Genomic DNA, 26,677 nt, shown 5'->3' with positions numbered 1-26,677 from the left:
TCAAACACTTCCCTTTGCGCGCCCGGCCAAAGCCAGCAACTCGAACCACGTTTTTCTCGAGGTGTTTTCCCAGTCAAACTTGTCACTTTGCGTTACTGCCTCGGCGGACAATTTCTTCAAAACATCTGGGCTCGTTAACGCCTCGGTGAGAATATCTTGTATGTTTTTTGAATCAAACGGCGAAAAATAAAGTGCAGCCTCTGCTCCAAATTCCGGCATCGGCATTACATTGGAACAGATCATTGGCCTACCGGAAGCCATCGCTTCAAGAAGAATATTCGGGCAGTTCTCACAGGACGAAGCAAAAAGATTCAGATAGGCGTGATGATACAGAGGAGGAAGACTGTGATAGGGAATAGCGCCCAACAACAGCACCTGACTTTCCAGGCCAAGTGTAGAAATCAGAGCTTTTACGCGCTCGGCCTCAGGCAGATGTGTTTCACCCACGAAAAGCAACGGAAACCTTTCACGAAGCTCCTGAGGGAGGTTTGCGTAGGCACTGACAACCTCATAATGATGTTTGTAAACATCAAATCTCGACACATATAAAATGTAATCACGCGCCGGAAGAAAATCCGGACGAACAGGGTTATCGCTGTGAGTTCGAAACACCGAACCAATACCATGGGGAATGGTGACGGCGTTTTTCACCTTGGTCAGCGACTCGATTACACTCCGCGCGTAATTGGAGATGAAGATTGTCAAATCAGCTTCCGACATGCTCTTGAGCATAATGCGGTTCAACAACCAGTTCCTGAGGCGCTGTAATCCCAATGGGATACTTTTGCGTACGCGCAAATCAAACGGGATCATGTTCCGAAACATCGTCGCAACCTTGCAGCCTGCAGGCGCACGAGTGCTGACTACCCCACCGGGGCAAAACAGTACGTCGGCCTTTTCCGCCTTCAAGATACCGGGCAGCGCCCACTTTTCCCAGAGTGCCCTGAGAATCGGGTTCTCTGTGGGCCAGGCCGGTTCGACCCGACGGATCCGGGGATGATCCGGCAGCTTCAGTGAAGCCGGGGCGAAGACAACGATCTCAAGATCTTCGTTGACGGGAACAAATTGAAAAAGATTGATCAGGTATGTCTGACCTCCGCCAAGTCGGGCAGAGAGCGCGTTGAAAACTATCTTCATAGAACACCATTGCTCAATATAATTAACGACTATTTTTATCAAGCCAGGACTGGAACATTAGAATATTCCACAAATGAAGACTGCGATCGTAGGTTCCGTTTTGATGCTGGACCCATGCCGAACGAATTTTCTGACAATCAAAATAACCTTCTCTCTTGATTCGCTCTTCCGTCAACAACTCTTCCGCCCACTCTCTAAGCGGCCCACGCAGCCATTGCGCCAGGGGAATGGAGAAACCCGCCTTCGGCCTATCGAAGAATGAATTGGGTACATAGCGTTTCAGCAACTCACGAAGCGGCCACTTCCCGACACCATTTTTGATCAATTGGTCTGAAGACAAGGAAAACGCCAGTTCCGCAACTCGATGATCGAGCAAGGGCGCGCGGGTTTCGAGGCTCGCGCTCATGGCGCCGCGGTCTACTTTAACCAGCAAATCGTCAGGCAAATATTGAGAAACGTCCCACCGACGCATTTCCTCAATATAGTCGTCCGCCGATTCCCAGCAAATAGCGCCCTGACCTTGACTGCCAACTCCGAGCACGACGTTGTCATCAGGCTGCCACTGCGACATCAAACCGGTGTACATCTGCGCCAGACTCTCGGATGCCAGCAACTCGGACATTCTGTAGATGCGGCGACCATTCACTTTTGCTCGTACCGAACCCGGTAAAACAGAGCAGACGTTGTCCCACCCTTTTGAGGAAAGCGAGCGAAGTGAGTAAGCCATGACACGGCGTGCAGGCAATGGAAGCTTTTCTATACGCGCCCATAAGCCAGCAGTGATCTGGTAGCGGGGATAACCGGCAAAAAGTTCATCACCGCCGTCCCCGGACAGCGCAACAGATACATGTTGCTTGGTCATCCTGGAAACCAGGATTGTAGGGATCTGCGAGGAGTCAGCGAAAGGCTCGTCGTAAATTTCCGGCAAATGCGGAATGATCGAAACGGCGTCGTCCGCACCTAGATAAAACTCAGTGTGATTCGTCCCCAAGTGCTTGGCGATCGCCTTCGCATAAGGGGCCTCATCAAACTCAGGCTCATTGAAGCCGATGGTGTAAGTGTTGATACTTGAACTGCTTTGCGACTGCATCAACGAAACAATCAGGCTTGAATCCACCCCACCGGACAGGAACGCACCGAGTGGAACATCCGCAATCATCTGCGACTTCACCGCAGCCGACAGCCTTTCACCAACAACGTCCACCACTTCTTTGTCACTGGCCTGCGACAACTCATCCCTTAATGCACTGGATTCCGCCAGGGACCAGTATGAAACAGGTGCCTGCCGGGAAGAAAAAGAATCCACCGTCAGATAATGGGCTGGCGGCAGTTTCTTGATACCTTCGTAGATAGACTCTGGGGCTGGAACATAGCCAAACCTGACGAACTTCGCCAGTGCGTGACGATCAATGCGCAGATCATCAGTAAAGGCCGCCTTGATTGCTTTCAACTCGGAGGAGAAAACAAACCGGTTACCGACAATACCGTAATACAGGGGTTTTTCCCCCATACGATCCCGGGCTAACGTAATTGTCTTGCTGACTTTGTCCCAGACAGCGAATGCAAACATTCCGACCAGATTTTCGAGCGTGGTTTGTACACCCCATGCCTCGATCGCGGCCAGCAGGACTTCCGTGTCAGAGTGACCACGCCAGATACGCGTCGAACCGGAGTCAATCAGTTTTTGTCGCAACTCATTGAAATTATAGATCTCACCATTGAACACAATAACGAAACGCTCGTTATCGGACACCATTGGCTGACTTCCATGTACCGACAACTCTAGAATGGAAAGCCGCCGATGGCCCAGCGAAATCCCACTATCGGCATCTGACCAAACTGCTCCGTCATCGGGCCCGCGATGTATCAGCGCATCCACCATTTTGCCAACGGCAAAGGCGCTCTGCTGATCCAACTTCCACCCGACAACTCCCGCAATTCCGCACATACCTACGCTCTCACTCCAGTGAAAATATTTAAACTCACTTCAAAACCCGAACGAGTTTCATCGCGAAGAATAATCCAAATGACAACACATAAAAAACCATCGCATTCAGCAAGCTTATTTCACCATACCAAACCCAGTGCATAACCGATGCAGCACAAAGCATATACAGAAAAAGCTGCAAGAAGTCCTGATCGCGCCAGCCCGAATCGACAAAACGCAAGAAACAGACGCTGATGAACCCATTGAAGAATACACCAAACAAACCGAAGTTTTCGAACGCCACACCAGCGGCATGGATCCCGCCCATCCCGGTAATGAAGTACCAGTAGGCCGGGTTGTCCACCGTAATGGGCTTCACTACACCGAAAGCCGTATAGATAGGAGAAGGTGCCAGCGAAAGAAACATGTCGAGGTAGGTCTGACCATACCGCAGGTGCTCCCCATCCCAGAAGCCTGTCAACTGCTGGACGAGCGGCAGGATGATTGCATTCCAGGAGTTGAACAAAAAGAACTGTTCAATATTATCCGTAGTTAAATCAACATCCATGCGCACCATGGAAACAATAACGCCGCTGCTCAGAACTACCAGCATAAAAGCCGCAACACACAACAATGTTTTGAATTTGATGAGATGGCTGTAGCGAAACATCAAACCCAGCACATAGGCCACTACCAACACAACAAAGTCCCGATCTCCGGTCATCGCGTTGGCAACGGAATAAGCCAGCACCAGCAGCGCCGAGAAGGTAAGCATGTACCATGATGGATAGGCAAACGCCAATGCAGTGACCGCAATGATAGAAAAAACCACCACAGCCTCAACACCCGCAAACATCACGAGCATCGCCTCTACATTTATCAGTCTGAACAAAACAAAGAAGACCGAGACTGAAAGAAACACCAGCCCTGCCAACTTGAAGTCCAATGGAGAGAAAAAAGCGTTGCGGCTCGAGGAGGAATTTTCGGCAGGCACCAAAAGCCCCAGCAGGTAGGCAGTCAGCCCGCCCGCGACGCCTAGAAACCAGACAAGCGAAAGTCTGAATACGAACTGTTCATCAAGGTAAAAACTGTAGTCTCCGATCGGCCAAAGCGTAACGGTATCGCTCCATAGACTGCTTACCAGTCCAAGGAAGGGCACCGAATAGCAGACGGCGTACAACGCAACCAGATATTTTTTGGATATCAGGCACAAAATGATTTGAACGAGCAAAATCAGCAAGCATGTCGAAACCAGTAATATGACCATGAACCTAACTCAAAAAATTAAAGCAATAGAACCGACTACCAGGTCCAACACTGGCCCCAACATCACTTACAGTCATGCGTATAGCGTGAGCATGACTCATATCGAATATACTTTTCATTGCAGCAACTTACGTCCGCCCATGGACGCAAGCACTACAATTTGTGCAACCAGGGCCAGGATGAATGACCTGAAAAGATCAATCGCCAACATATCACCCTTCACACCCGCGAAAACCGTCGACGACAGATAGACAACCGCATAAACGCAACTAGCCAGAAAAACAACCCTGGTCAGGTTTTTGCTGTGCAGAATCTGAGTAATGATAGTAGTCACAAGGCCAAGACCTCCCGCCAATACCGCATAAGCCAGAAGATCGGTTTTACTGCACAAACTGCTACCCAGAATACATAACCAGTAACTCTGCGTCAGAATCATGAACAAAGGCAAACAAATCGAAACTGCAACTCCGAGCATCAAGTACAACTTGCTGGAATTTTTTCCGTGGCCGGCTAGCTTGACGATGGCATATGAAGCAAGCGAACTCGGAAGAACCGTAACCAGAATATAAAAAAGAAAAAACAGATTGAAATAGCCCACTTCAGAGACATTCAAACTTGAATTCGCAAATATCATCAGACAAATGATATGAACAGGCGCCCCCAGAAGCATGCTTCCAGCGATGGCAGGAGCACCAGAACGGGAGAGCAGAGTTGCCATCTTTGCAAAAGAGAAGTACTCACGCCCTACCCCTTTTACATGGCTGAACTTGCTCGCCTTTATCATAAAAAAACCGAACGCAGGAGCGATCAACGTGCAGAGTGCAAGTGTCAAAATGACACCCTCTATACGCCCTTCAACCTTCGCGATAGCCAGTACCAGGAGCAATCCAAGCAGCCCATGAGCAGCCAAGGCAGCCACCCATCTTCCAGAGGTGTTAAGCGAGAACATCAGACCGGTTATGGTCAGATTGCAAACACAGGCAAACCCGAGGAAAAACGCGCCGACCATCAAGTACCCAGCACTCACCTCATAAGAAGACGCGGGCACCGGGAACACTGAAAAAACAACGACACAGAGGGCACCCACAACGATGCCGCCCCATGCCATGAGACTCAAGGAAGTCCTGTAGCTTACACTTTCGGCATTCATTACCGCATAGCGACTTAGTGCCACACTCAAGCACTCACCCACCACAGTCGCGATGCCTGTTACGATCGCGTAGTGGTAAGAAAATACGCCGTACAACTCAACCCCTAACATTCGGGCCAGGCTGAACAGCAAAACAAACATGCAAAGTTTGTTTGCCAAAACCGTAATAGCACAGATCTCTTTAATCACAAGAGTTAACTTCTTGCGAAGAACGAAACGTACCAGTCAGCTGCTTTCAACATACCTTCGCCAACATTGAAGAGAGGTTGATAGCCCAGCAGATCCTTTGCCTTGTCAATATTGGCTTGCGAATGCCTTACATCACCGGCACGGAAATCCCGATATACCATTTCAGACGTGGTCGTGACATCAACATTAGACAAAGCACCCTTGATACAAGCAAAGACCTGATTCAATGTTGTGCGGTCTCCAACGGCGACATTGTAAACATTGTTTTTTGCTTCAGGACTCGCACAGGCAGCCAGAATATTGGCCTGGACCGCATTCTCTACAAAGCAGAAATCGCGACTCGTTTCCCCATCACCATTAACGAAAACCTCCTCGTTGTTGATCATGGCCGCAGTCCACTTGGGAATAACTGCTGCATAGGCGCCATTTGGATCCTGACGCTTGCCGAACACGTTGAAGTAACGAAGACCAATGGTTTTGAAACCGTAGGTGCTGGAAAAGACCTCAGCGTACAGCTCATTTACATATTTCGTGACGGCATAAGGAGAAAGAGGCTTTCCGATAACCCCCTCGACTTTAGGCAGTCCCGGGTGATCGCCATAGGTAGAGCTGGAGGCTGCGTAAGTAAAACTCTTGACCTGCGCGTCTTTCGCCGCGACCAGCATATTCAGAAAGCCATCAATATTGGTGCTGTTCGTGGTAATGGGATCATTGATGGAACGAGGGACGGACCCAAGCGCCGCCTGATGCAGAACGTAGTCCACCGGAATATCAGTGGCCGCATCAAAAGTCATCGCCCTTCTGCAGTCTTCAATATTTCTGATATCCCCGGTCACCAGCACAAATCGCGCCCATTGCTCCGGGCTCACTACCGACTGCACCTCGTCGAGATTACGTTGATGCCCGGTCGCAAAGTTATCGAGCCCAACAACCCGTTGATCCAACTGCAGCAGCGTCTCCAATAGATTGGAGCCGATAAATCCGGCGACACCTGTAATCAACCAAACCTTGGGAGACTGTTGAATTTCAGCTTTGATTTTCTCGAAACGGATCATGTAATTCTCGACTTGGCATTTTTATGTCAGTGATAACGAATCAGGGTCTTCACAGACCCTGAGGATCACAGACGCAGATCTGACTGAGAGGCATCCAGCAGATACTTGAGGTCATAGAGAACGTGTTCGGCTTTACCCAGGCTCCGGATGTTCTCAGCGCCCATCGCGGAAAACTCGTTATGTGCCACAGCCAGAATAATACCGTCGTAGGAATTGGCCTCTGGTTGACTGATAGGAGTAATCGAGTACTCATGCACTGCTTCAGCCGTATCTACCCACGGGTCGTACACATCAACAACAATATTGAATTCAGCGAGCTCATTTACGATGTCGATAATTTTGGTGTTGCGCAGATCAGGGCAGTTTTCTTTAAACGTCAACCCCATAATCAGCACTCGTGCACCATCAACATGAATTTTGCGCTTGAGCATTGCCTTGACTAGTTGAGAGACGACGTAGGCGCCCATACTGTCGTTTAAACGGCGACCGGCTAGAATGATTTCCGGGTGGTAACCAATAGACTGAGCCTTGTGAGTCAGGTAGTAAGGATCTACACCAATGCAATGCCCGCCTACCAGGCCCGGACGAAATGGCAAGAAGTTCCACTTCGTCCCGGCAGCCTCCAGAACGGCCTCGGTATCAATACCCATTTTATTGAAAATCAATGCCAACTCATTGATCAGCGCAATATTCAAATCGCGCTGCGTATTTTCAATAACTTTTGCAGCCTCAGCAACCTTGATGCTCTTGGCCTTGTGAGTGCCAGCGATAATGATTGTGTTATACAGCGCATCGACAAGATCGGCGACTTCTGGAGTTGAACCCGCTGTAACTTTTTTAATGGTAGTTACGCGATGCTCTTTATCGCCCGGATTTATGCGTTCCGGACTATAACCTGCAAAAAAATCAACATTGAATTCGAGACCGGATACTTTTTCCAACACCGGTACACAGTCTTCCTCGGTAGCGCCAGGATAGACCGTTGATTCATAAATAACGATATCGCCTTTTTTCAGAACACGACCAATGGACTCACTCGCTTTAACCAAGGGCGTCAAGTCCGGTCTCTTGTGCTCATCGATCGGCGTAGGCACGGTAACAATAAATACGTTGCAGGCAGACAACTCATTCAGCGCGGAGCTAAAGCTCAATCCTGACGCGGACTGCAACTCATCATCAGACACCTCGAGAGTAGCGTCATGACCGGCTTTCAGCGCTTCAATTCGTCGCTGGCTGATATCAAAACCAACCACTTGCATTTTTTTGCCAAACTCAACCGCCAGCGGCAAGCCCACATAACCGAGACCCACTATGGCCAACTTCACATCTTCGAGTTTAAGCATTGTTTTCCCTTGCCATTCATCAATATTAAGTCGATCGTTAAGCACTTCACATCTCGCGCGTCAAAAACGTACGGCATAGCTGCGTAAACTGGAAATTATACCGAAAGCTCCGCAGGGAACCACAATCATTTACAGCAGTCCGGGAAAGAATATCCCCACGCCTTGGCGCAACTGCGAGGAGCAACGCGCCACCCGGGATAATAGCCGCCAATGAAACGACTGGAAACTGCCGACGATCAATTCGTGACCATCACTGCCTATCACACTGCAGAGCAAAGCTCGACCCCTCCCGTCGAAAAAAACGCTGAGCCGGGTGATTACGAGCCAGGAAACATATCAGGCATGATTTCGTCAAACCCGGACAGACAGGCAAATCGAAAGTCGATCCACCTGGCACTGCCCGCGAGAGAACAGGACCCAGCTTCCTTCCAAGGTTAAATTAATGCCCCACCGCTCGGCGATAGGGCACTGAAATATTACTGACAGAGGGTATAAAGTTTAATCTTCTGATTTCGCTGCGAAGAACCCACGCAACAATACGACAGCCAAACCCAGAATAAAGCCAGAAATAATACCCAAGACAAGGATCAATGCCTTGTTAGGCTTGACTGGGGTATCTGGCAGCTCGACGTCTCCGTCCTGCCGATAGACAGACACCGCCGTCGCGTCAGTTTTCAACCCTTTGAAAAAGTTGTATTTACCCTGAAGCTCACGCAAACGATCCGTGAATGGGTCATCCGACGTGCGGGCCTGGAGATTTTCGATTTCCGCCTTCAGCGCTTTCGAACCACGCATGTACGTAAGCTGACCAGACTCACCACCTGCAATAACAGACTGACTCAGCGTAATGGCGGGCGGCCTCTCCAATCCAATCGACTCGGCAATGCGCAAGGCTTCAGCCAACCTGGCAATCGAGTCTTCTTTCGCCAAGCGACTAGCATCCCTTGCGGAGCTTATCTGCTGCTCCAAATTACGAGCACGAACCTCAGACTCGATCGAAAGATTCCTGATCATTTCATTTTTAGCTAAATCGCCGGCCTGGGCAATGTACGCTGCGGCCCATTTTCTGGCCTGCTCAGGGTTGCTGGTCTGTACGACAACCAGATATCTGTCCGAGGCCTCCTTGAGTGGAGAAACGACACGGAGCACCTGAGAGAAATCCGCATATAAAAGATCCAGGGACCTTTTACGCTGATCCTCGGACAAACTTGGTAGATAGACCTTGTAAAAAAAATCCCGACGCAGCGACTCTGCCTGCAAACGACGAATATATATGTCGTAGACATCCTTAACATTATAAGGCGCCAACTCCGTATCTCTCGTTCGCCCGTAGTTAAAGTTAGCAATATCGTTCTGAGTTGGCGGATTTACGAAAGCCTTCGCCTCATAAATTGGAGTAGCGACAAAAGCGTAGCTCGCTGCAGCGACTGCCCCAAGGACAGCAAAAGCTAAAATGATAAATTTCTGACGTGAAATAGCGCGAACAAACCTTTGAAACTCAAAATCACTTGAATTATTTTCTTCTCTGGAGTTGCCCTGCATATACTGATAGCCTTTTACTTATAAAGTTACTTTACATTCCACGAACACAGACATTGAGAACCATCAACGTAAAACTCCAGGACTCAAGCTGCAACCGTACCGCGCCCCCTCCCTTAAAGAGCGTTCGCAGCACACGACATAGCAAAACCCCGACTGAGCGCTCGAACACCCAGCTTCAATCTTAATGAGAAACTTGCCGCACTCTCCTCCTGGATCTCAAGGCATAAACGGCCACCATCAACCCACCCATGATCATTCCGACCAGGAATGCGACAACTCCAACAATTGATACCTGCAGCTCGGGGGATGAAAAACCGAAAAAGGAAACGACAACAAGCTGCTGATTTTCCAATACAAAAAGTAAACACGCGACCGCGACCAACAATACCAGCCCCGTGATCGCAAACCGCACGAAGCGACTCCTGGCATGCCAGCTACTCCTCAACGTAACCTTCCTCTTCTTCATTCACCCGATCACGCAACTCTTTCCCCGGCTTGAAATGAGGAACAAATTTGCCATCGAGACTGACTGACTGACCGGTTTTCGGATTGCGACCGACACGCGGCGCTCTGTAGTGCAAGGAGAAGCTGCCAAACCCACGGATCTCGATGCGATCACCGGTAGCCAGACATTGGGACATTTGTTCAAGCATGGTCTTGATGGCCAGTTCCACATCCTTGGATGAGAGCAGCCCTTGGTGGGTGACTATTCGTTCGATCAACTCCGACTTCGTCATATTTTTCCCTTCTTTTTCAAGCAGCTAGATCAAGCGCTTCAAAGGTTTTAGCACGCCCAGATCAATTTGAACAGCCCGAGTTTTTGACATTTTCCACCTGCAAAGGGATGCCCACTTCCAAAGCAGCGGAACACTGATCGTGCACTCTCACGCCGACCTAAAGACAACCAGCATGGTGCGCGTCAGATAGCCTGCAGAGTTGAAGCAAAAGGGGCCCTCATCCTCATCTTTGGCATCATCGGACCTGGCTAGAACTTTGTAGCCCTGCGCCTTGCACTCTTTGTTCGCTCGCTCGCGGCACTTCTCCCATCCCGACCCCTGTCCCGAACAATCAATCTCGATACCACTGCCCCCACGCACCGCGTGAGTCTTGGCATTAGTGCCGCAGCCAGCCCAGTACTGCCATTACTAAGATGAGCTTGTTCATTCGCTTCCTTAGGCCTGGCACGCAGCCCGACTGTCGTTCGCCTCAAGCAAAAGACTAGCTGTAAATAAACGATTCATGCTGATGTAGAAAGGGACCACTTGCCATGGGTACTAGTTTCACGACTGAAGCAAAACAAGGAGGCCAGCCAAGGATCCCAAGGAAACCGTCACATCATCCACAGAAGGCGAAACGAGTACTACTCACCCCCCCCTCGTGTGCATCGTTTTGAAATCCCGGCCCGCCTCGATCACTGCCTGATCTGCACCGAGCGGCGCACACCATCCGAGAAGATTGCGGGCTTTACTAGAGTCCACTACCAGAGATCCACAGAGCTGTTCAAAGGCACCTCCCAACCCCGCAACGCGAGCGCCCCAACGCATAAGTCCTGGCGGCATAGGCACGAGCGAGGTCCGCTTACCCATTCCTTCCGCCAAGCGCTCGATAATCTGGGGCGTGGAAAGATCCACCCCATCAGAAATCAGGAATGTTTCGTTAGCGGCCGCTGGATGCTCAATACACAGGGAAATGAAATCCACCAGGTTTCGCAGTGACACCATGCTGCGGCGATTATCGACCGACGCAAGTGGCAACGGCAGGCCAGTGGCAACCAGTTTCAATAAACGCCGAAAGTTTCCAGGGGCGTGACCAGCATACACAAGCGGTGGACGAATGATTACGAGCTCCATATCAGAACCCTTCAGAAGCTCACGCAGACCTTGTTCGGCCTCCCACTTGGATATCGCATAGTCCGCTTTGGGGGCAGGTATCGAGGACTCATCGAATGGCGTGTTTGTTGTGCTTGATCCGTTCACACCAATGGAGCTAATAAAAATGAAGCGCTTCACACCGGTGGCCAGTGCCTTTCGAGCCAGATTCAATGTGAATTCAACATTGTCTGCGCGATAGAGATCGAGAGGCGAACTCGAGGTTTCTTTCAATACGTGCGCACGACCGGCAAGGTGGATCAGCGTGGTGACGCCTTCAGGAAAGGGCGCATCGGCCCAGGCTACGTTGCTGTTGATTATGACTTGAGCTACTTCGCCCGGAACTTCCTGACTCTGTCTGCGAACCAGCGCAGTGAGATCCGCATTCTTTTTTGCTATGAGTTGCTGCAGAAGCTCCTGCCCGATAAAGCCGGTAGCTCCGGTGATCAGTATCTTTTGTGAGGGAGTCAAGAATGCTGCTCCGAGAGTCGAAGGATTGAATTCATAGCGCCGCGAGCCAATGACGTTTACGCGGGACGCATCAAATTTTACATATAAAAAAAGGGCGACCGAAGGCGCCCTTTTTTATGGTTTGACAGAACTTAGTTCTGTTTTTCCATTTGTGCACGCAGCAGGTCACCCAGAGTGGTGGCCACAGGAGCATCAGTAGCTACTGGCTTGTCGCGCAGGCTCTGGATTGCTTCTTTCTCGTCTTCAACGTCTTTCGACTTGATCGAGAGCTGAATTACACGGCTCTTGCGGTCAACGCTGATGATCTTGGCTTCTACTTCTTCGCCTTCTTTCAGAACGTTGCGCGCGTCTTCAACGCGGTCACGGCTGATTTCGGAGGCTTTCAGAGTCGCTTCGATATCGTCGGCCAGAGTGATGATGGCGCCTTTAGCGTCAACTTCCTTCACGATGCCTTTAACGATGGCGCCTTTGTCGTTCTCTTGAACGTACTCGGAGAACGGATCGCTTTCCAGTTGCTTGATACCCAGGGAGATGCGCTCGCGCTCTGGGTCAACCGACAGGATAACGGTGTCCAGCTCGTCGCCCTTCTTGAAGCGGCGAACGGCTTCTTCGCCCACTTCGTTCCAGGAGATGTCGGACAGGTGAACCAGACCGTCGATGCCGCCGTCCAGACCAATGAAGATACCGAAATCGGTGATCGACTTGATGGTGCCGGAGATTTTATCGCCCTTGTTGAACTGGCCAGAGAAATCTTCCCATGGGTTAGATTTGCACTGCTTGATGCCCAGGGAGATACGACGACGCTCTTCGTCGATGTCCAGAACCATGACTTCCACTTCGTCGCCGACTTGTACGACTTTCGAAGGGTGGATGTTCTTGTTGGTCCAGTCCATTTCGGAAACGTGTACCAGACCTTCAACGCCTTCTTCCAGCTCAGCGAAGCAGCCGTAGTCGGTCAGGTTGGTTACACGCGCGGTAACGCGAGTGCTTTCTGGGTAACGGGCTTTGATAGCAACCCATGGATCTTCGCCCAGCTGCTTCAGGCCCAGGGAAACACGATTGCGCTCGCGATCGTATTTCAGAACCTTGACATCGATCTCGTCGCCAACGTTGACGATTTCGGAAGGATGCTTGATACGCTTCCAAGCCATGTCGGTAATGTGCAGCAGGCCATCGACGCCACCCAGATCGACGAATGCGCCGTAATCGGTGAGGTTCTTGACAATACCTTTGACTTGTTGGCCTTCCTGCAGGGATTCCAGCAGAGCTTCGCGCTCGGCGGAGTTCTCGGCTTCCAGGACGCTGCGACGGGAAACGACAACGTTGTTGCGCTTCTGGTCCAGCTTGATGACCTTGAATTCCAGCTCTTTGCCTTCCAGGTGCGTGGTGTCGCGCACTGGACGGACGTCAACCAGAGAACCTGGCAGGAACGCACGGATGCCGTTAACGTCGACAGTGAAGCCGCCTTTAACCTTACCGTTGATAACGCCCTTGACCACTTCTTCGGCTGCGAAGGCTGCTTCCAGAACAATCCAGCATTCAGCGCGCTTGGCTTTTTCACGGGACAGCTTGGTTTCACCAAAGCCGTCTTCAACCGAGTCCAGAGCAACGTGAACTTCGTCACCGACGTTGATGTTCAGTTCGCCAGCGTCGTTGTAGAACTGCTCAAGCGGGATGAGTGCTTCAGACTTCAGGCCAGCGTGAACGGTTACCCAGCGAGCTTGGTAATCGATATCAACGATAACACCGGTGATGATGGAGCCTGCCTGAAGGTTCAGGGTTTTTAGGCTTTCTTCAAAGAGTTCCGCAAAGCTTTCGCTCATTTTAATTCCTGTTGATGAGGGCGAAGAATACGCCCATCTCCACACCCCAGACGGTGTGGGTTAGTTTCATTTAAAAGAAGCCACCGCAGGACTATGACTGGTCCCCTGCGGCCTTCTTGGTCACCCGGCGATATCGCGAATGGCGATCTCGCTCATGATGCGTTCCAGCACCTGGTCGATGGATAATTCCGTGGAATCCAGCTGTATGGCGTCAGCCGCCGGTTTAAGCGGGGCTACCGCTCGCTGGGTGTCACGCTCATCGCGCGCACGTATCTCATCTAGCAGACTCGACAGACTAACACCCTCGACCTTGCCCTTCAACTGCAAATATCGACGGCGCGCCCGCTCCTCGGCGCTGGCGGTCAGAAAAATTTTCAGCGGTGCGTCAGGAAAAACCACTGTGCCCATGTCGCGACCATCCGCCACAAGGCCCGGCGCCTCCTGAAAAGCCCGCTGGCGCTGCAGCAGCGCCTCGCGCACAGCCGGCAACGCAGCTACCTGGGAAGCGCCGGAACCGACGCTTTCGGTACGAATGACATCGCTGACTTCATCACCTTCCAGGATGATGCGTTGCAACTGACCGTCCGTCGCCGCGATGAACTGCACATCCAGATGAGCGGCGAGTTTCTTCAGCAGCTCTTCATTGGTCAGGTCGACACCATGGTTATGCGCGGCGAAGGCCAGCAATCGGTACAACGCACCGGAATCCAGCAGGTTCCAGCCCAGGCGCTTGGCCAGAATCCCGGCTACCGTGCCCTTGCCCGAACCACTTGGCCCATCGATGGTGATGACCGGTGCAATGTTGTTCACGACTGTGCCTCTTGTGCCACGCGAATACCGACCTGTGCGCACAGCGCCAGGAAGTTCGGGAACGACGTCGCGACGTTGGCGCAATCATGAATGCGGATTGGCGCACTGGCGCGCAGCGAAGCAACGCTGAACGCCATGGCAATACGGTGATCACCATGACCATGCACTTCACCGCCGCCGATCTGGCCGCCGTCGATGATGATGCCATCCGGGGTTGGTTCGCACTTGACGCCCAGCGCCAGCAAACCATCCGCCATGACCTGGATGCGATCCGACTCCTTGACCCGCAGCTCTTCGGCACCACGCAACACGGTGCGCCCTTCGGCACAGGCGGCGGCGACGAACAGCACCGGGAACTCGTCGATCGCCAGCGGAACCAGCGCCTCGGGAATCTCGATACCTTTGAGTTTAGCTGCACGTACGCGCAAATCCGCCACCGGCTCGCCACCCACTTCACGCTGGTTTTCCAGAGTGATGTCGGCGCCCATCAGGCGCAGGATGTCGATCACGCCGGTACGGGTCGGGTTGATGCCGACGTGTTCAAGCACCAGCTCGGAACCCTCGGCGATCGATGCCGCCACGAGGAAGAACGCCGAGGACGAAATGTCACCCGGGACTTCGATGTGGGTCGCGGTCAGCTTGCTGCCGGACTCGACCGATGCGGTCGCACCGTTGACCGTTACCGGGTAGCCGAAGCCACGCAGCATGCGCTCGGTATGGTCGCGGGTCGGAGCAGGCTCGGTCACCGTGGTCTTGCCTTCGGCATACAGACCGGCCAGCAGCAGGCAGGACTTAACCTGGGCACTGGCCATCGGCATGGTATAGGTCAGGCCCTTGAGCTTGTTGCCACCACGAATGGTCATCGGCGGACGACCTTCGGCGGCGGTTTCGATCACCGCGCCCATTTCACGCAGCGGATTGGCGACGCGATTCATCGGGCGCTTGGACAGCGAAGCGTCGCCGGTCAGGGTGCTGTCGAAGTTCTGCGCAGCCAACAGGCCGGACAGCAGACGCATCGAAGTACCGGAGTTGCCCAGATAGATCGGGCCCGGTGCCGGCTTCAGGCCATGCAGGCCAACGCCGTGAATGGTCACGCGACCGTGGTGCGGACCTTCGATGACCACGCCCATGTCACGGAACGCCTGCAAGGTCGCCAGGGCATCTTCGCCCTCGAGGAAACCTTCGACTTCGGTGACGCCTTCGGCCAGGGAGCCAAGCATGATCGAACGGTGGGAAATCGATTTGTCACCCGGTACGCGAATCCGACCGGACAGGCGGCCACCAGGTTGAGCCAGGAAAATCAGATCGTTGGAATTCATAGCGTCCACATAGGCCCTGCGGGCCAGGATTTTACTGAAATGCTCGCGGGCAACCCGGGCGCGAGTGAAAACGCCCAACAATTGGTGCCCATCCCCTGCATCGACCGCGTCGCGCAAGGCGTCGAGATCGCTGCGAAATGTATCGAGTGTGCGCAGGACAGCTTCGCGGTTGGCGAGGAAGATGTCGTGCCACATGACCGGGTCGCTTCCGGCGATTCTTGTGAAATCGCGGAAACCGCCCGCAGCGTAACGGAAGATCTCAAGATTTTCATTGCGCTTGGCCAACGAATCGACCAGGCCGAACGCCAACAAGTGCGGCAGATGGCTGGTCGCGGCCAGTACTTCGTCGTGACGCTCGACCTGCATGTGCTCGACATCGGCGCCCAACTCGCGCCACAAACGGTCGACTACCGCCAAGGCTGCCGGATCGGTTTGCTCCAGCGGCGTCAGGATCACCTTGTGGCGACGGAACAGTTCAGCGTTGGAGGCTTCCACCCCACTCTGCTCTGAACCGGCAATCGGGTGCCCCGGCACAAAGCATGACGGCATCTTGCCAAATGCTTCGGTGGCCGCGCGCACCACATTGCCCTTGGCACTGCCGACATCGGTCAGGATCGCCTGCCCCAGATCCATGCCCGCCAGACGCGCAAGCACTTTCTCCATGGCCAGGATCGGCACCGCCAGCTGGATGACGTCGGCGCCCTGACAAGCAACGCCCAGGTCTTCCTCGCAGCGATCCACCACACCCAACTCGACCGCGAGCTTGCGCGATTGCGGATCGAGATCGACTCCGACCACTTCGCGGCACAGACCGCTTTCACGCAAGCCCTTGGCAAACGAACCGCCGATCAACCCGAGACCGACCACCACCAGGCGACCGATCATAGGTTCAGCAGATTGCAGCGCAGTGACATCAACCACGAGCCAGAACCTTGGTCAGCGCCTCAAGGAAGCGGCTGTTCTCTGCCGGCAGGCCAATAGTGATGCGCAGGTGGTTTGGCATGCCGTAGTTGGCCACCGGACGCACGATCACGCCTTCACGAAGCAAGCCCTGGAACACCGGGGCCGCGACCTGATCGAGATCGACGCAAATGAAATTGCCTTTGGATGGTATCCAGCTTAGCCCCAGCTCACGGAAACCGGCCTCCAGCTGCTGCATGCCGGACTCGTTCAACTGACGGCTTTGCGCCAGATACTCTTCGTCCTTCAACGCCGCACAGGCCGCGGCCAGGGCCAGGCTGTTGACGTTGAACGGCTGGCGTACACGGTTCAGCACGTCTGCGACCACCGCCGTGGACAAGCCATAACCCACGCGCAGCGCCGCCAGGCCATAGGCCTTGGAGAAGGTGCGGGAAACCAGCAGGTTCGGATAAGCCGCCAGGAAATCCAGGCCATCCGGCAGATCGCTGCCTTCGGCGTATTCGATGTAAGCCTCGTCCAGCACGACCAGCACATGCTCCGGCACATCCTGCAGGAATTCGTCGAGCGCCTCGGCGTCGAACCAGGTCCCGGTCGGGTTGTTCGGGTTGGCGATGAACACCACGCGGGTGTTGGCATCGATCGCCGCCAGCATGGCAGGCAGGTCATGCCCCCAATCCTTGGCCGGAACCACTTTGGCCTGTGCGCCGACCGCCTGGGTGGCAATCGGGTAGACAGCGAACGCATGCTCGCTGAACACGGCGTTCAGGCCCGGCGCCAGATAAGCACGCGCAACCAGTTCCAGGATGTCGTTGGAACCGTTACCCAACGTGACCTGGTCGAGTTCGACGCGGCACTGCTCGGCCAGCAGGCTCTTGAGGGCAAAACCGTTGCCGTCCGGATAACGGGTCAGCTCGGCCAGCGCATCGCGGATCGCCGCCAGCGCCTTGGGGCCAGCGCCCAGCGGGTTTTCGTTGCTCGCCAGCTTGACGATACTGGCTGGATCGAGGTCCAGCTCACGCGCCAGTTCGTCCACGGGTTTGCCCGGAACGTAAGGCGAAAGTTGTTGCACGCCCGGCTGTGCCAGAGCGAGGAAATTGCCACTCATTTGCTACCGCCCCTTAGAGAACTGCTTTCGGGTAGGAACCCAGCACCTTGAGTGCCACTGCTTCCTGACTGATCTTTTCCAGCACACCTTTGACCAAGGGGTCGCGGTGGTGGCCGACGAAGTCGATGAAGAACACATAGGTCCATTTACCGCTGCGCGACGGACGAGTCTCGATTCGCGTCAGGTCGATGCCATTGTCGTGGAACGGCACCAGCAACTCGTGAAGCGCACCCGGCTTGTTGCTCATCGAAACGATGATCGATGTCTTGTCGTCGCCGGTCGGTGGCACTTCCTGGTTGCCGATCATGAGGAAGCGCGTGGAGTTATCCGGACGGTCCTCGATTTTTTCGGCCAAACGGGTCAAGCCGTACAGGCCGGCCGCCATATCGCCGGCAATCGCCGCCGAGTTCCACTCACCCTTGACCCGCTTGGCCGCTTCGGCGTTGCTGGACACCGCCACGCGCTCGACATTCGGGTAATGGGCGTCCAGCCACTTGCGGCACTGGGCCAGTGACTGGGCGTGGGAGTAGATGCGACTGATGCTGTCGGTCTTGGTGTTTTCACCGACCAACAGGTGATGGTGGATACGCAGCTCGACTTCACCGCAGATCACCATGTCATGTTCGAGGAAGCTGTCGAGGGTGTGGTTGACCGCGCCTTCGGTGGAGTTCTCCACCGGCACCACACCAAAATTCACCGCCCCCGCCGCCACTTCACGGAACACTTCGTCGATCGCCGCCATCGGCTTGCTGATCACGGCGTGGCCGAAGTGCTTCATGGCCGCCGCCTGAGTGAAGGTGCCTTCAGGGCCGAGATAAGCCACTTTCAGCGGCTGTTCGAGCGCCAGGCACGAAGACATGATTTCACGGAACAACCGCGCCATCTCTTCGTTGCCCAGCGGCCCCTGGTTGCGCTCCATGACACGCTTGAGCACCTGAGCTTCGCGCTCGGGACGATAGAACACCGGCACTTCGCCTTCGGCCAGCGAGGCCATCTTTACTCGCGCGACTTCCTGGGCGCAGCGCGCACGCTCACTGATCAGCTCCAGGACCTTTTCGTCCAGGGCATCAATGCGCAGGCGCAGTGCCTTGAGTTCTTGCTCAGACATTAGCCGTGTTCCTTCTCGAACTCTGCCATGTACGAAATCAGCGCATTGACGGCGTTGATGTCGACGGCGTTATAGATGGAGGCGCGCATGCCACCCACGGAACGGTGGCCCTTGAGGTTCAACAGGCCACGCTCGTCGGCACCGGCCAGGAACGGCTTGTCCAGGCGATCATCAGCCAGACGGAACGGCACGTTCATCCACGAGCGGTCCGACTTGTTGATCGGGTTGCTATACAGGCCGCTGGCATCGATGAAGCTGTACAGCGTGCGCTGCTTGACTTCGTTGAGCTTGCCGATGGCCTCGACGCCGCCCTGTTCCTTGAGCCACTCGAACACCAGGCCGGACAGGTACCAGGCCAGCGTCGGCGGGGTGTTGTACATCGAGCCGTTATCAGCCGCGACCTTGTAGTCGAGCATGGTCGGGCACAGGGAACGGGCCTTGCCCAGCAGGTCTTCGCGTACGATGTTGACGACGATACCGCTCGGGCCAATGTTTTTCTGGGCACCGGCGTAGATCATGCCGAAACGCGACACATCCACCGGGCGCGACAGGATGTCCGAGGACATGTCGGCCACCAGCGGAACATCGCCGGTTTCCGGGATCCACTGAAACTCCAGCCCGCCGATGGTTTCGTTCGGCGCGTAGTGAACGTAGGCCGCGTCTTTCGACAGCTTCCACTCGTTCTGGCCGGGAATGGCGAAATAATCGTAAGGCTTGGCGGTGGCGGCAACGTTGACGTGGCCGAAGCGCGAAGCTTCTTCGATGGCCTTCTGCGACCAGATACCGGTGTCGATATAGTCGGCCGAGCCGTTTTCCGGCAACAGGTTCAGAGGAATCTGAGCAAATTGCTGGCTGGCGCCGCCTTGCAGAAACAGCACTTTATAGTTCGAGGGGATATTCAGCAGATCACGCAGATCCTGCTCGGCCTTGGTGGCGATGGACACGAACTCATCACTGCGATGGCTCATTTCCATGACCGACAGACCCTTGCCGTGCCAGTCGAGGAGTTCACCCTGGGCGCGCTGCAGGACAGCTTCGGGAAGCGCCGCAGGACCGGCACAGAAGTTATAGGCTCTCTTGCTCACATCCAATCTCGCTCTGATTTGGTGGTATCACTGTAGGAGCGAGCTTGCTCGCGAAAAACCTGAGAGCGCAAGGGTGCACCAGACGCCCTGCGTTATCGTTGACGACCATCGCGAGCAAGCTCGCTCCTACAGGGGATCTCATTATTTCAAAAGGGACAAACAACAAGGGGGCGAATTTTCATCCGCCCCCTGCTTGCCCACTTATTCCTGTGGTTCTTCGTCAGCGGCGGCGTCGAGTTGCTGGTCTTCGGCAACGTCGTCGATCACGACTTCACCGACAAACCCTTCACCCTCTTCACCTTCCAGCTCTTCACCCTCGACTTCCGACGGTTCTTGAACCCGCTCCAGCCCGACCAGTGTTTCGTCGTTGGCCAGTTTGATCAGGGTCACGCCCTGGGTGTTACGACCCAGGCTGGACACTTCGTCGACACGGGTACGCACCAGGGTGCCCTGGTCGGAAATCAGCATGATTTCCTCGCCGTCGAGTACCTGGACCGCACCGACCAGACGGCCGTTACGTTCGTTGCTGACCATGGCGATAACGCCCTGACCGCCACGTTTGTATTCAGGGAACTCGGTGATCGCCGTGCGCTTGCCGTAGCCACGCGCCGAAGCGGTGAGGATCTGGCTGCCTTCTTCCGGAATCAGCATGGAAATCAGCTTCTGACCTTCCGGTAGACGCATGCCGCGCACACCGCGGGCGGTACGGCCCATGGCGCGAACGTCGGATTCCTTGAAGCGCGTCACTTTGCCTCCGTCGGAGAACAGCATGACTTCACGCTCGCCATCGGTGATGGCAGCAGAAATCAGCACGTCGCCTTCGTCCAGTTCCAGTGCGATCAGGCCGACGCTACGTTGACGGCTGAAGGATTCCAGCGGGGTCTTCTTCACGGTGCCGTTGGCGGTGGCCATGAAGATGTAGTGACCTTCGGTGTATTCCTCGACCGGCAGCATGGTGGTGATGTATTCACCGTCATCCAGTGGCAGCAGGTTGACCAGCGGACGACCACGGGCAGCGCGGGACGCTTCAGGGATTTCGTAGGTTTTCAGCCAGTACACCTTGCCCTTGCTGGAGAACAGCAGCAGCGTGGTGTGGCTGTTGGCAACCAGCAGGTGAGCGATGTAGTCCTCATCCTTGACGCCGGTCGCCGACTTGCCTTTACCGCCACGACGCTGGGCCTGGTACGCAGCCAGCGGCTGGGTCTTGGCGTAGCCACCGTGGGAAATGGTCACGACGCGCTCTTCTTCCGGGATCATGTCACCCAGGGTCAGGTCGAGACGGGCATCGAGGATTTCGGTACGACGCACGTCGCCGTACTCGGCGCGAATCACTTCCAGCTCTTCGCGAATCACTTCCATCAGGCGCGTGGCGCTGTTGAGGATGCGGATCAGCTCGCCGATCTGGTTGAGGATCTCTTGATACTCGGCCAGCAGCTTTTCGTGTTCCAGGCCGGTCAGGCGGTGCAGACGCAGTTCCAGAATGGCTTGCGCCTGCTCTGGCGACAGGAAGTACTTGCCGTCGCGCAGACCGTATTGCGGATCGAGGTTTTCCGGACGGCACGAATCAGCGCCGGCACGTTCAACCATTGCCACCACAGCAGAGGATTCCCAAGGGGTGCTGACCAGCGCTTCCTTGGCTTCCGACGGCGTTGGCGATGCCTTGATCAGGGCGATGACCGGGTCGATGTTCGACAGGGCAACCGCTTGACCTTCAAGGATGTGACCACGCTCGCGCGCCTTGCGCAGTTCGAACACGGTACGACGGGTCACCACTTCGCGACGGTGGCGGACGAAGGCTTCCAGCAGATCCTTGAGGTTCAGGATCCGCGGACGGCCGTCGATCAGCGCGACGATGTTGATACCGAACACCGCTTGCAGTTGGGTCTGGGCGTAGAGGTTGTTGAGGATGACCTCAGGTACTTCGCCGCGACGCAACTCGATCACGACGCGCATACCGTCCTTGTCGGACTCGTCGCGCAGCTCGGTGATGCCTTCGAGCTTCTTCTCTTTTACCAGCTCGGCGATCTTCTCGATCAGACGCGCCTTGTTCAGCTGGTAAGGGAGTTCGGTGATGACGATCTGCTGGCGGCCACCGACCTTGTCGATGTCTTCGATCATCGAGCGGGCGCGCATGTAAATGCGCCCGCGACCGGTGCGGTAGGCTTCGATGATGCCGGCACGACCGTTGATGATCGCGGCGGTCGGGAAGTCCGGACCGGGGATGTATTGCATCAGCTCGTCGACAGTCAGCTCTGGATTGTCGATGAGCGCCAGGCAACCGTCGATGACTTCACCGAGGTTGTGCGGCGGAATGTTGGTCGCCATGCCCACGGCGATACCGCTGGAGCCGTTGACCAGCAGGTTGGGAATACGGGTCGGCATGACCGCCGGGATCATTTCGGTGCCGTCGTAGTTCGGCACCCAGTCCACGGTTTCTTTATGCAGGTCAGCCAGCAGCTCGTGCGCCAGCTTGGTCATGCGCACTTCGGTGTATCGCATGGCCGCGGCGTTGTCGCCGTCCACCGAGCCGAAGTTGCCCTGGCCGTCTACCAGCAGGTAGCGCAGGGAGAATGGCTGCGCCATCCGAACGATGGTGTCGTACACCGCGGTATCACCGTGCGGGTGATACTTACCGATCACGTCACCGACAACACGGGCAGATTTCTTGTACGGCTTGTTGAAGTCGTTGCCCAGCTCGCTCATCGCGAACAGCACGCGCCGGTGCACGGGCTTCAAGCCATCGCGCGCATCCGGCAGTGCCCGCCCGACAATTACGCTCATCGCGTAGTCGAGGTAGGACTGCTTCAGCTCGTCTTCGATATTGACCGGGAGGATTTCTTTGGCCAGTTCGCCCATGAGAAGCCTGATTCCTTTTTCTGGTGAAACTTCGTCACATCCATATGGGACCAACGAAGCTCGCCGATACAGGCTGAGTGCCATGCACCGACTTACGACAAATCAACGAGTTATGCCATGGATCTGCGCAGTACGGGTCGCCACTTCGGGCAACCCTGGAAACCGCCGGATGTTATCACAAGAGCCGCCACGCACCTATCCCCCAGACGCGCATGGAGAGTAGTTAGTTGACCGGTGACAGGCTTGAAGGGGACGAGAGGGGCTTAGAGCCGTGTTGAATGGAGAATTTGTGGCTGATTCGGGTTGGTTCATTGGGTTTGACGACCCCATCGCGAGCAAGCTCGCTCCCACAGGTTTTGTGTACACCGAAAACACTGTGGGAGCGAGCTTGCTCGCGATGGCTATCTTTCAGACGCCAGAAGCTATTAATGCAGGCGCTTGCGGCACATCAACTGCGCCATCTTCGCCGTATCCGGGCGCTCGACGATGCCTTTTTCGGTGACGATCGCATCGATCAGGTCCGCCGGAGTCACATCGAACACTGGATTGAACGCTTCGACATCCGCGCCCACCCGCTTGCCACCGACCTCCAGCAACTCGCGGCCATCACGTTCCTCAATCGGGATGTCATCGCCGCTGGCCAGGTGCATGTCGATGGTCGAACTCGGCGCCACCACCATGAAGCGCACGCCGTGGTGCATGGCGTTGACGGCCAGTTGATAGGTGCCGATCTTGTTGGCCACGTCGCCATTGGCGGTGATCCGGTCAGCACCGACGATGACCCAGGTAGGGCCTTTGGTCTTCATGATATGCGCGGCGGCGGAATCGACATTGAGGGTCACGGGAATGCCTTCATTGGTCAGTTCCCACGCGGTCAGCCGCGAGCCCTGCAGCCATGGGCGGGTTTCGTCGACATACACCCGCTCGACCATGCCCTCGATGAAAGCCCCACGAATCACCCCCAGCGCCGTGCCAAAGCCGCCCGTGGCCAGTGCGCCGGTGTTGCAGTGGGTCAGGATCGCCTGCGCGTTGCCCTGATGCTTGCGGATCAGGTCCACACCCAGTTGCGCCATGGTCAGGTTGGCTTCGCGATCACTTTCGTGAATGGCAATGGCCTCTGCCTCCAGCACCTCCAGCGGATCGGCATTGTCTTTCAGGCGATCAAGCCGGTCGTGCATGCGGCCCAGCGCCCAGAACAGGTTGACCGCAGTGGGACGGGAATCGGCCAGCAGCGCGAAATCCTCTTCCAGCGCCGCGTACCAGTCGCCACCTTCGGCAATCCGGGCACGGGCCGCGAGCACGATGCCATAAGCGGCACTGATACCAATCGCCGGCGCACCGCGCACCACCATCGAGCGAATGGCCTCGGCCACACCGGCCGCACTGGTGTAGGCGATCCAGGTTTCCTCGAACGGCAAAATGCGCTGATCCAGCAGATGGAGAGCGCCATCACGCCAATCGATGGCCTTTACCTTTTCCGCAGCCAACAGTCGATCGCGCATCCCTCACCCCGCACTCATGAACAAAAGCCGCCGATTATAGCGATCCCCCCGCGAAGACGCTCGGGTATACTTCGCCATCCTTTACAAAAGCACTGGAACCGACCCTCGATGCCGAACACTGCCGCTGCGCTCGACCTGTTATTGCTGCCGACCTGGCTGGTACCCGTCGAACCTGCTGGTGTTGTCCTCAAGGAACATGGCGTGGGCATCCGTGATGGACGCATCGTGTTTATCGGCCCACGTTCCGCCGCACTGAAGCTTAACGCAACCGAAACCCGCGAGTTGCCCGACATGTTGCTCAGCCCCGGCCTGATCAATGCCCACGGGCACGCGGCGATGACGCTGTTCCGTGGCCTGGCCGATGACCTGCCATTGATGACCTGGCTGGAGAACCACATCTGGCCCGCCGAAGCCAAGTGGGTCGACGAGGACTTCGTGCGCGACGGCACGGATCTGGCCATCGCCGAGCAAATCAAAGGTGGCATCACCTGTTTCTCTGACATGTACTTCTTCCCGAAGGTTGCCAGCGAGCGCGTGCACAACAGCGGCATTCGCGCGCAGATCGCGATTCCGATCCTCGACTTCCCCATTCCGGGCGCCGCTACAGCGGACGAAGCCATTCGTCAGGGCGTCGAGTTGTTTGGCGATCTCAAGCACCACGAGCGCATCAAAATCACCTTTGGCCCCCATGCACCCTACACCGTGGGCGACGAAAACCTGGAAAAAATCCGGGTGATCGCCGAAGAACTGGACGCCTCGATCCATATGCACGTGCATGAAACGGCATTTGAAGTGCAGCAATCGGTCGAGCAGCGCGGTGAACGACCGCTGGCCCGACTGGCGCGCCTGGGCTTGCTGGGGCCACGCTTCCAGGCGGTTCACATGACCCAGATCAGCGAAGAAGACATGACGCTGCTGGTAGAAAGCAACAGCAATGTGATTCATTGCCCGGAATCGAACCTGAAGCTGGCCAGCGGGTTCTGCCCGGTAGAGCGTTTGTGGCAGGCCGGGGTCAATGTCGCGGTCGGCACCGATGGCGCGGCCAGCAACAACGACCTGGACCTGCTCGGCGAAACCCGCACCGCAGCCCTGTTGGCCAAGGCTGTCGCCGGCTCGGCCACCGCACTGGATGCCCATCGTGCCTTGCGCATGGCCACCCTCAACGGTGCCCGGGCACTGGGTATCGAAGCCGAAGTCGGTTCGCTGGAAATCGGCAAGGCCGCGGACATGGTGGCTTTCGATCTCTCGGGCCTGGCCCAGCAGCCGGTCTACGACCCGGTTTCGCAGCTTATATACGCCACCGGCCGGGACTGCGTGAAACACCTTTGGGTTGCCGGCAAGCAGTTGCTCGACGACCGTCGCCTGACGCGCCTGGATGAACAACAGCTAAGTACTGTCGCGAAGGCCTGGGGCCGGCGCATCAGTGGCCGCACCGAATCGTAAGCACCCTGGAGCACAAACCGGGGCAACAGGATTTTTCAAGTTTTAGAGGACTTAAACCATGAGCAACGTCGACTACGCCGAAATCGCCAAATTCGAGGCCCTGGCCCATCGCTGGTGGGACCGCGAAAGCGAATTCAAACCGCTGCACGACATCAACCCGCTGCGGGTCAACTGGATTGACGAGCGGGTCAACCTGGCCGGCAAGAAGGTCCTCGACATCGGTTGCGGCGGCGGCATCCTCAGCGAAGCCATGGCTCAGCGCGGCGCGACCGTGATGGGTATCGACATGGGCGAAGCGCCGCTGGCGGTTGCCCAGCTTCATCAGCTGGAGTCGGGCGTGAGCGTCGAATACCGGCAGATCACCGCCGAAGCCCTGGCCGAGGAAATGCCCGAGCAGTTCGACGTGGTCACCTGCCTGGAAATGCTTGAGCACGTGCCAGACCCGTCGTCGGTCATCCGTGCCTGCTTCCGCATGGTCAAGCCCGGCGGCCAGGTGTTCTTCTCGACCATCAACCGCAATCCGAAGGCGTACCTGTTCGCCATCGTCGGCGCCGAATACATCATGAAGCTGTTGCCGCGCGGCACCCACGACTTCAAGAAATTCATTCGCCCTTCCGAACTTGGCGCCTGGAGCCGCATGGCCGGCCTGACCGTCAAGGACATCATCGGCCTGACCTACAACCCGCTGACCAAGCACTACAAACTGGCCTCCGACGTGGACGTCAACTACATGATCCAGACCCTGCGCGAGGAATAA

General features: G+C 55.6%; 20 protein-coding genes and 2 pseudogenes. 2 read left to right on the top strand and 20 right to left on the bottom strand.

All coding sequences use genetic code 11. From position 1 onward, the window contains the following. From ABIE16_RS03545 to mtnA, 20 genes and pseudogenes are all read right to left on the bottom strand, one after another. Nucleotides 1–1,137, bottom strand: a complete 1,137-nt coding sequence (locus tag ABIE16_RS03545; RefSeq protein ID WP_429520572.1) for a glycosyltransferase family 4 protein — start codon at nucleotides 1,135–1,137, stop codon at nucleotides 1–3. Nucleotides 1,138–1,159: 22 nt separating this feature from the next. Then, nucleotides 1,160–3,085: an asparagine synthase (glutamine-hydrolyzing) gene (gene asnB, locus ABIE16_RS03540; protein ID WP_429520571.1), complete on the bottom strand. Its 1,926-nt coding sequence runs from the start codon at nucleotides 3,083–3,085 to the stop codon at nucleotides 1,160–1,162. A gap of 34 nt (nucleotides 3,086–3,119) precedes the next feature. Next, entirely contained in the window at nucleotides 3,120–4,304 is a 1,185-nt protein-coding gene (locus ABIE16_RS03535; protein WP_340313585.1) for a hypothetical protein, read from the bottom strand. A gap of 141 nt (nucleotides 4,305–4,445) precedes the next feature. Beyond that, entirely contained in the window at nucleotides 4,446–5,669 is a 1,224-nt protein-coding gene (locus tag ABIE16_RS03530) for a hypothetical protein (protein WP_340313587.1), read from the bottom strand. Nucleotides 5,670–5,674: 5 nt separating this feature from the next. Beyond that, nucleotides 5,675–6,724, bottom strand: coding sequence for an NAD-dependent epimerase/dehydratase family protein (locus ABIE16_RS03525; RefSeq protein WP_340313589.1), 1,050 nt, complete (start codon nucleotides 6,722–6,724; stop codon nucleotides 5,675–5,677). A gap of 65 nt (nucleotides 6,725–6,789) precedes the next feature. After that, nucleotides 6,790–8,067, bottom strand: coding sequence for a Vi polysaccharide biosynthesis UDP-N-acetylglucosamine C-6 dehydrogenase TviB (tviB, locus tag ABIE16_RS03520; protein WP_340313591.1), 1,278 nt, complete (start codon nucleotides 8,065–8,067; stop codon nucleotides 6,790–6,792). Between the two features lie 498 nt (nucleotides 8,068–8,565). Continuing rightward, nucleotides 8,566–9,609, bottom strand: a complete 1,044-nt coding sequence (locus ABIE16_RS03515; protein WP_340313593.1) for an LPS O-antigen chain length determinant protein WzzB — start codon at nucleotides 9,607–9,609, stop codon at nucleotides 8,566–8,568. Between the two features lie 181 nt (nucleotides 9,610–9,790). After that, entirely contained in the window at nucleotides 9,791–10,021 is a 231-nt protein-coding gene (locus tag ABIE16_RS03510) for a lipopolysaccharide assembly protein LapA domain-containing protein (RefSeq protein WP_340313595.1), read from the bottom strand. Between the two features lie 22 nt (nucleotides 10,022–10,043). Next, the gene (gene ihfB, locus ABIE16_RS03505; protein ID WP_102700288.1) at nucleotides 10,044–10,346 is read right to left on the bottom strand and encodes an integration host factor subunit beta; all 303 of its coding nucleotides are present in this window, start codon (nucleotides 10,344–10,346) and stop codon (nucleotides 10,044–10,046) included. Between the two features lie 147 nt (nucleotides 10,347–10,493). Beyond that, nucleotides 10,494–10,773, bottom strand: a pseudogene (locus ABIE16_RS03500) (hypothetical protein). Between the two features lie 200 nt (nucleotides 10,774–10,973). Further along, a complete protein-coding gene (locus tag ABIE16_RS03495; RefSeq protein ID WP_429520570.1) occupies nucleotides 10,974–11,948 on the bottom strand; it encodes a UDP-glucose 4-epimerase family protein in 975 nt (324 codons plus the stop codon). Nucleotides 11,949–12,079: 131 nt separating this feature from the next. Further along, the gene (rpsA, locus tag ABIE16_RS03490) at nucleotides 12,080–13,771 is read right to left on the bottom strand and encodes a 30S ribosomal protein S1 (protein WP_007973639.1); all 1,692 of its coding nucleotides are present in this window, start codon (nucleotides 13,769–13,771) and stop codon (nucleotides 12,080–12,082) included. A 120-nt stretch (nucleotides 13,772–13,891) separates the two neighbouring features. Further along, complete coding sequence (gene cmk / locus ABIE16_RS03485; protein WP_007973641.1) at nucleotides 13,892–14,581, bottom strand: (d)CMP kinase; 690 nt, start codon at nucleotides 14,579–14,581, stop codon at nucleotides 13,892–13,894. After that, nucleotides 14,578–16,785 carry a bifunctional prephenate dehydrogenase/3-phosphoshikimate 1-carboxyvinyltransferase gene (locus tag ABIE16_RS03480; protein ID WP_235863965.1) on the bottom strand — a complete coding sequence of 736 codons (2,208 nt, stop codon included), beginning with the start codon at nucleotides 16,783–16,785 and terminating at the stop codon, nucleotides 14,578–14,580. Before ABIE16_RS03480 ends, cmk begins: the two co-directional genes overlap by 4 nt. Before the next feature lie 28 nt (nucleotides 16,786–16,813). Next, entirely contained in the window at nucleotides 16,814–17,926 is a 1,113-nt protein-coding gene (gene hisC / locus ABIE16_RS03475) for a histidinol-phosphate transaminase (RefSeq protein WP_340313604.1), read from the bottom strand. A gap of 13 nt (nucleotides 17,927–17,939) precedes the next feature. Beyond that, nucleotides 17,940–19,034 (bottom strand): prephenate dehydratase, encoded by a 1,095-nt coding sequence (gene pheA, locus ABIE16_RS03470; protein WP_007939916.1) that lies wholly within the window; start codon nucleotides 19,032–19,034, stop codon nucleotides 17,940–17,942. Continuing rightward, entirely contained in the window at nucleotides 19,034–20,119 is a 1,086-nt protein-coding gene (gene serC, locus ABIE16_RS03465) for a 3-phosphoserine/phosphohydroxythreonine transaminase (protein WP_057713770.1), read from the bottom strand. Before serC ends, pheA begins: the two co-directional genes overlap by 1 nt. A gap of 28 nt (nucleotides 20,120–20,147) precedes the next feature. Next, nucleotides 20,148–20,261, bottom strand: a pseudogene (locus ABIE16_RS03460) (outer membrane lipoprotein carrier protein LolA); the annotation flags it as partial. Nucleotides 20,262–20,320: 59 nt separating this feature from the next. Further along, a complete protein-coding gene (gene gyrA, locus ABIE16_RS03455) occupies nucleotides 20,321–22,975 on the bottom strand; it encodes a DNA gyrase subunit A (protein WP_057713769.1) in 2,655 nt (884 codons plus the stop codon). Between the two features lie 425 nt (nucleotides 22,976–23,400). Continuing rightward, nucleotides 23,401–24,477: an S-methyl-5-thioribose-1-phosphate isomerase gene (gene mtnA, locus ABIE16_RS03450; RefSeq protein ID WP_429520569.1), complete on the bottom strand. Its 1,077-nt coding sequence runs from the start codon at nucleotides 24,475–24,477 to the stop codon at nucleotides 23,401–23,403. 108 nt (nucleotides 24,478–24,585) lie between these two features. Between mtnA and ABIE16_RS03445 the strand changes: the two genes are divergently transcribed. Continuing rightward, the gene (locus ABIE16_RS03445; protein WP_090457151.1) at nucleotides 24,586–25,920 is read left to right on the top strand and encodes a TRZ/ATZ family hydrolase; all 1,335 of its coding nucleotides are present in this window, start codon (nucleotides 24,586–24,588) and stop codon (nucleotides 25,918–25,920) included. Between the two features lie 58 nt (nucleotides 25,921–25,978). Continuing rightward, on the top strand, nucleotides 25,979–26,677 hold the full coding sequence (ubiG, locus tag ABIE16_RS03440) for a bifunctional 2-polyprenyl-6-hydroxyphenol methylase/3-demethylubiquinol 3-O-methyltransferase UbiG (RefSeq protein WP_008148706.1): 699 nt from the start codon (nucleotides 25,979–25,981) through the stop codon (nucleotides 26,675–26,677).

The sequence above is a fragment of the Pseudomonas sp. 2725 genome (assembly GCF_050434585.1).
Taxonomy (GTDB): Bacteria; Pseudomonadota; Gammaproteobacteria; order Pseudomonadales; family Pseudomonadaceae; genus Aquipseudomonas; species Aquipseudomonas jessenii.
The sequence above is the reverse complement of the archived record's forward strand: the minus strand, read 5'-3'. Positions and strand labels throughout refer to the sequence as shown.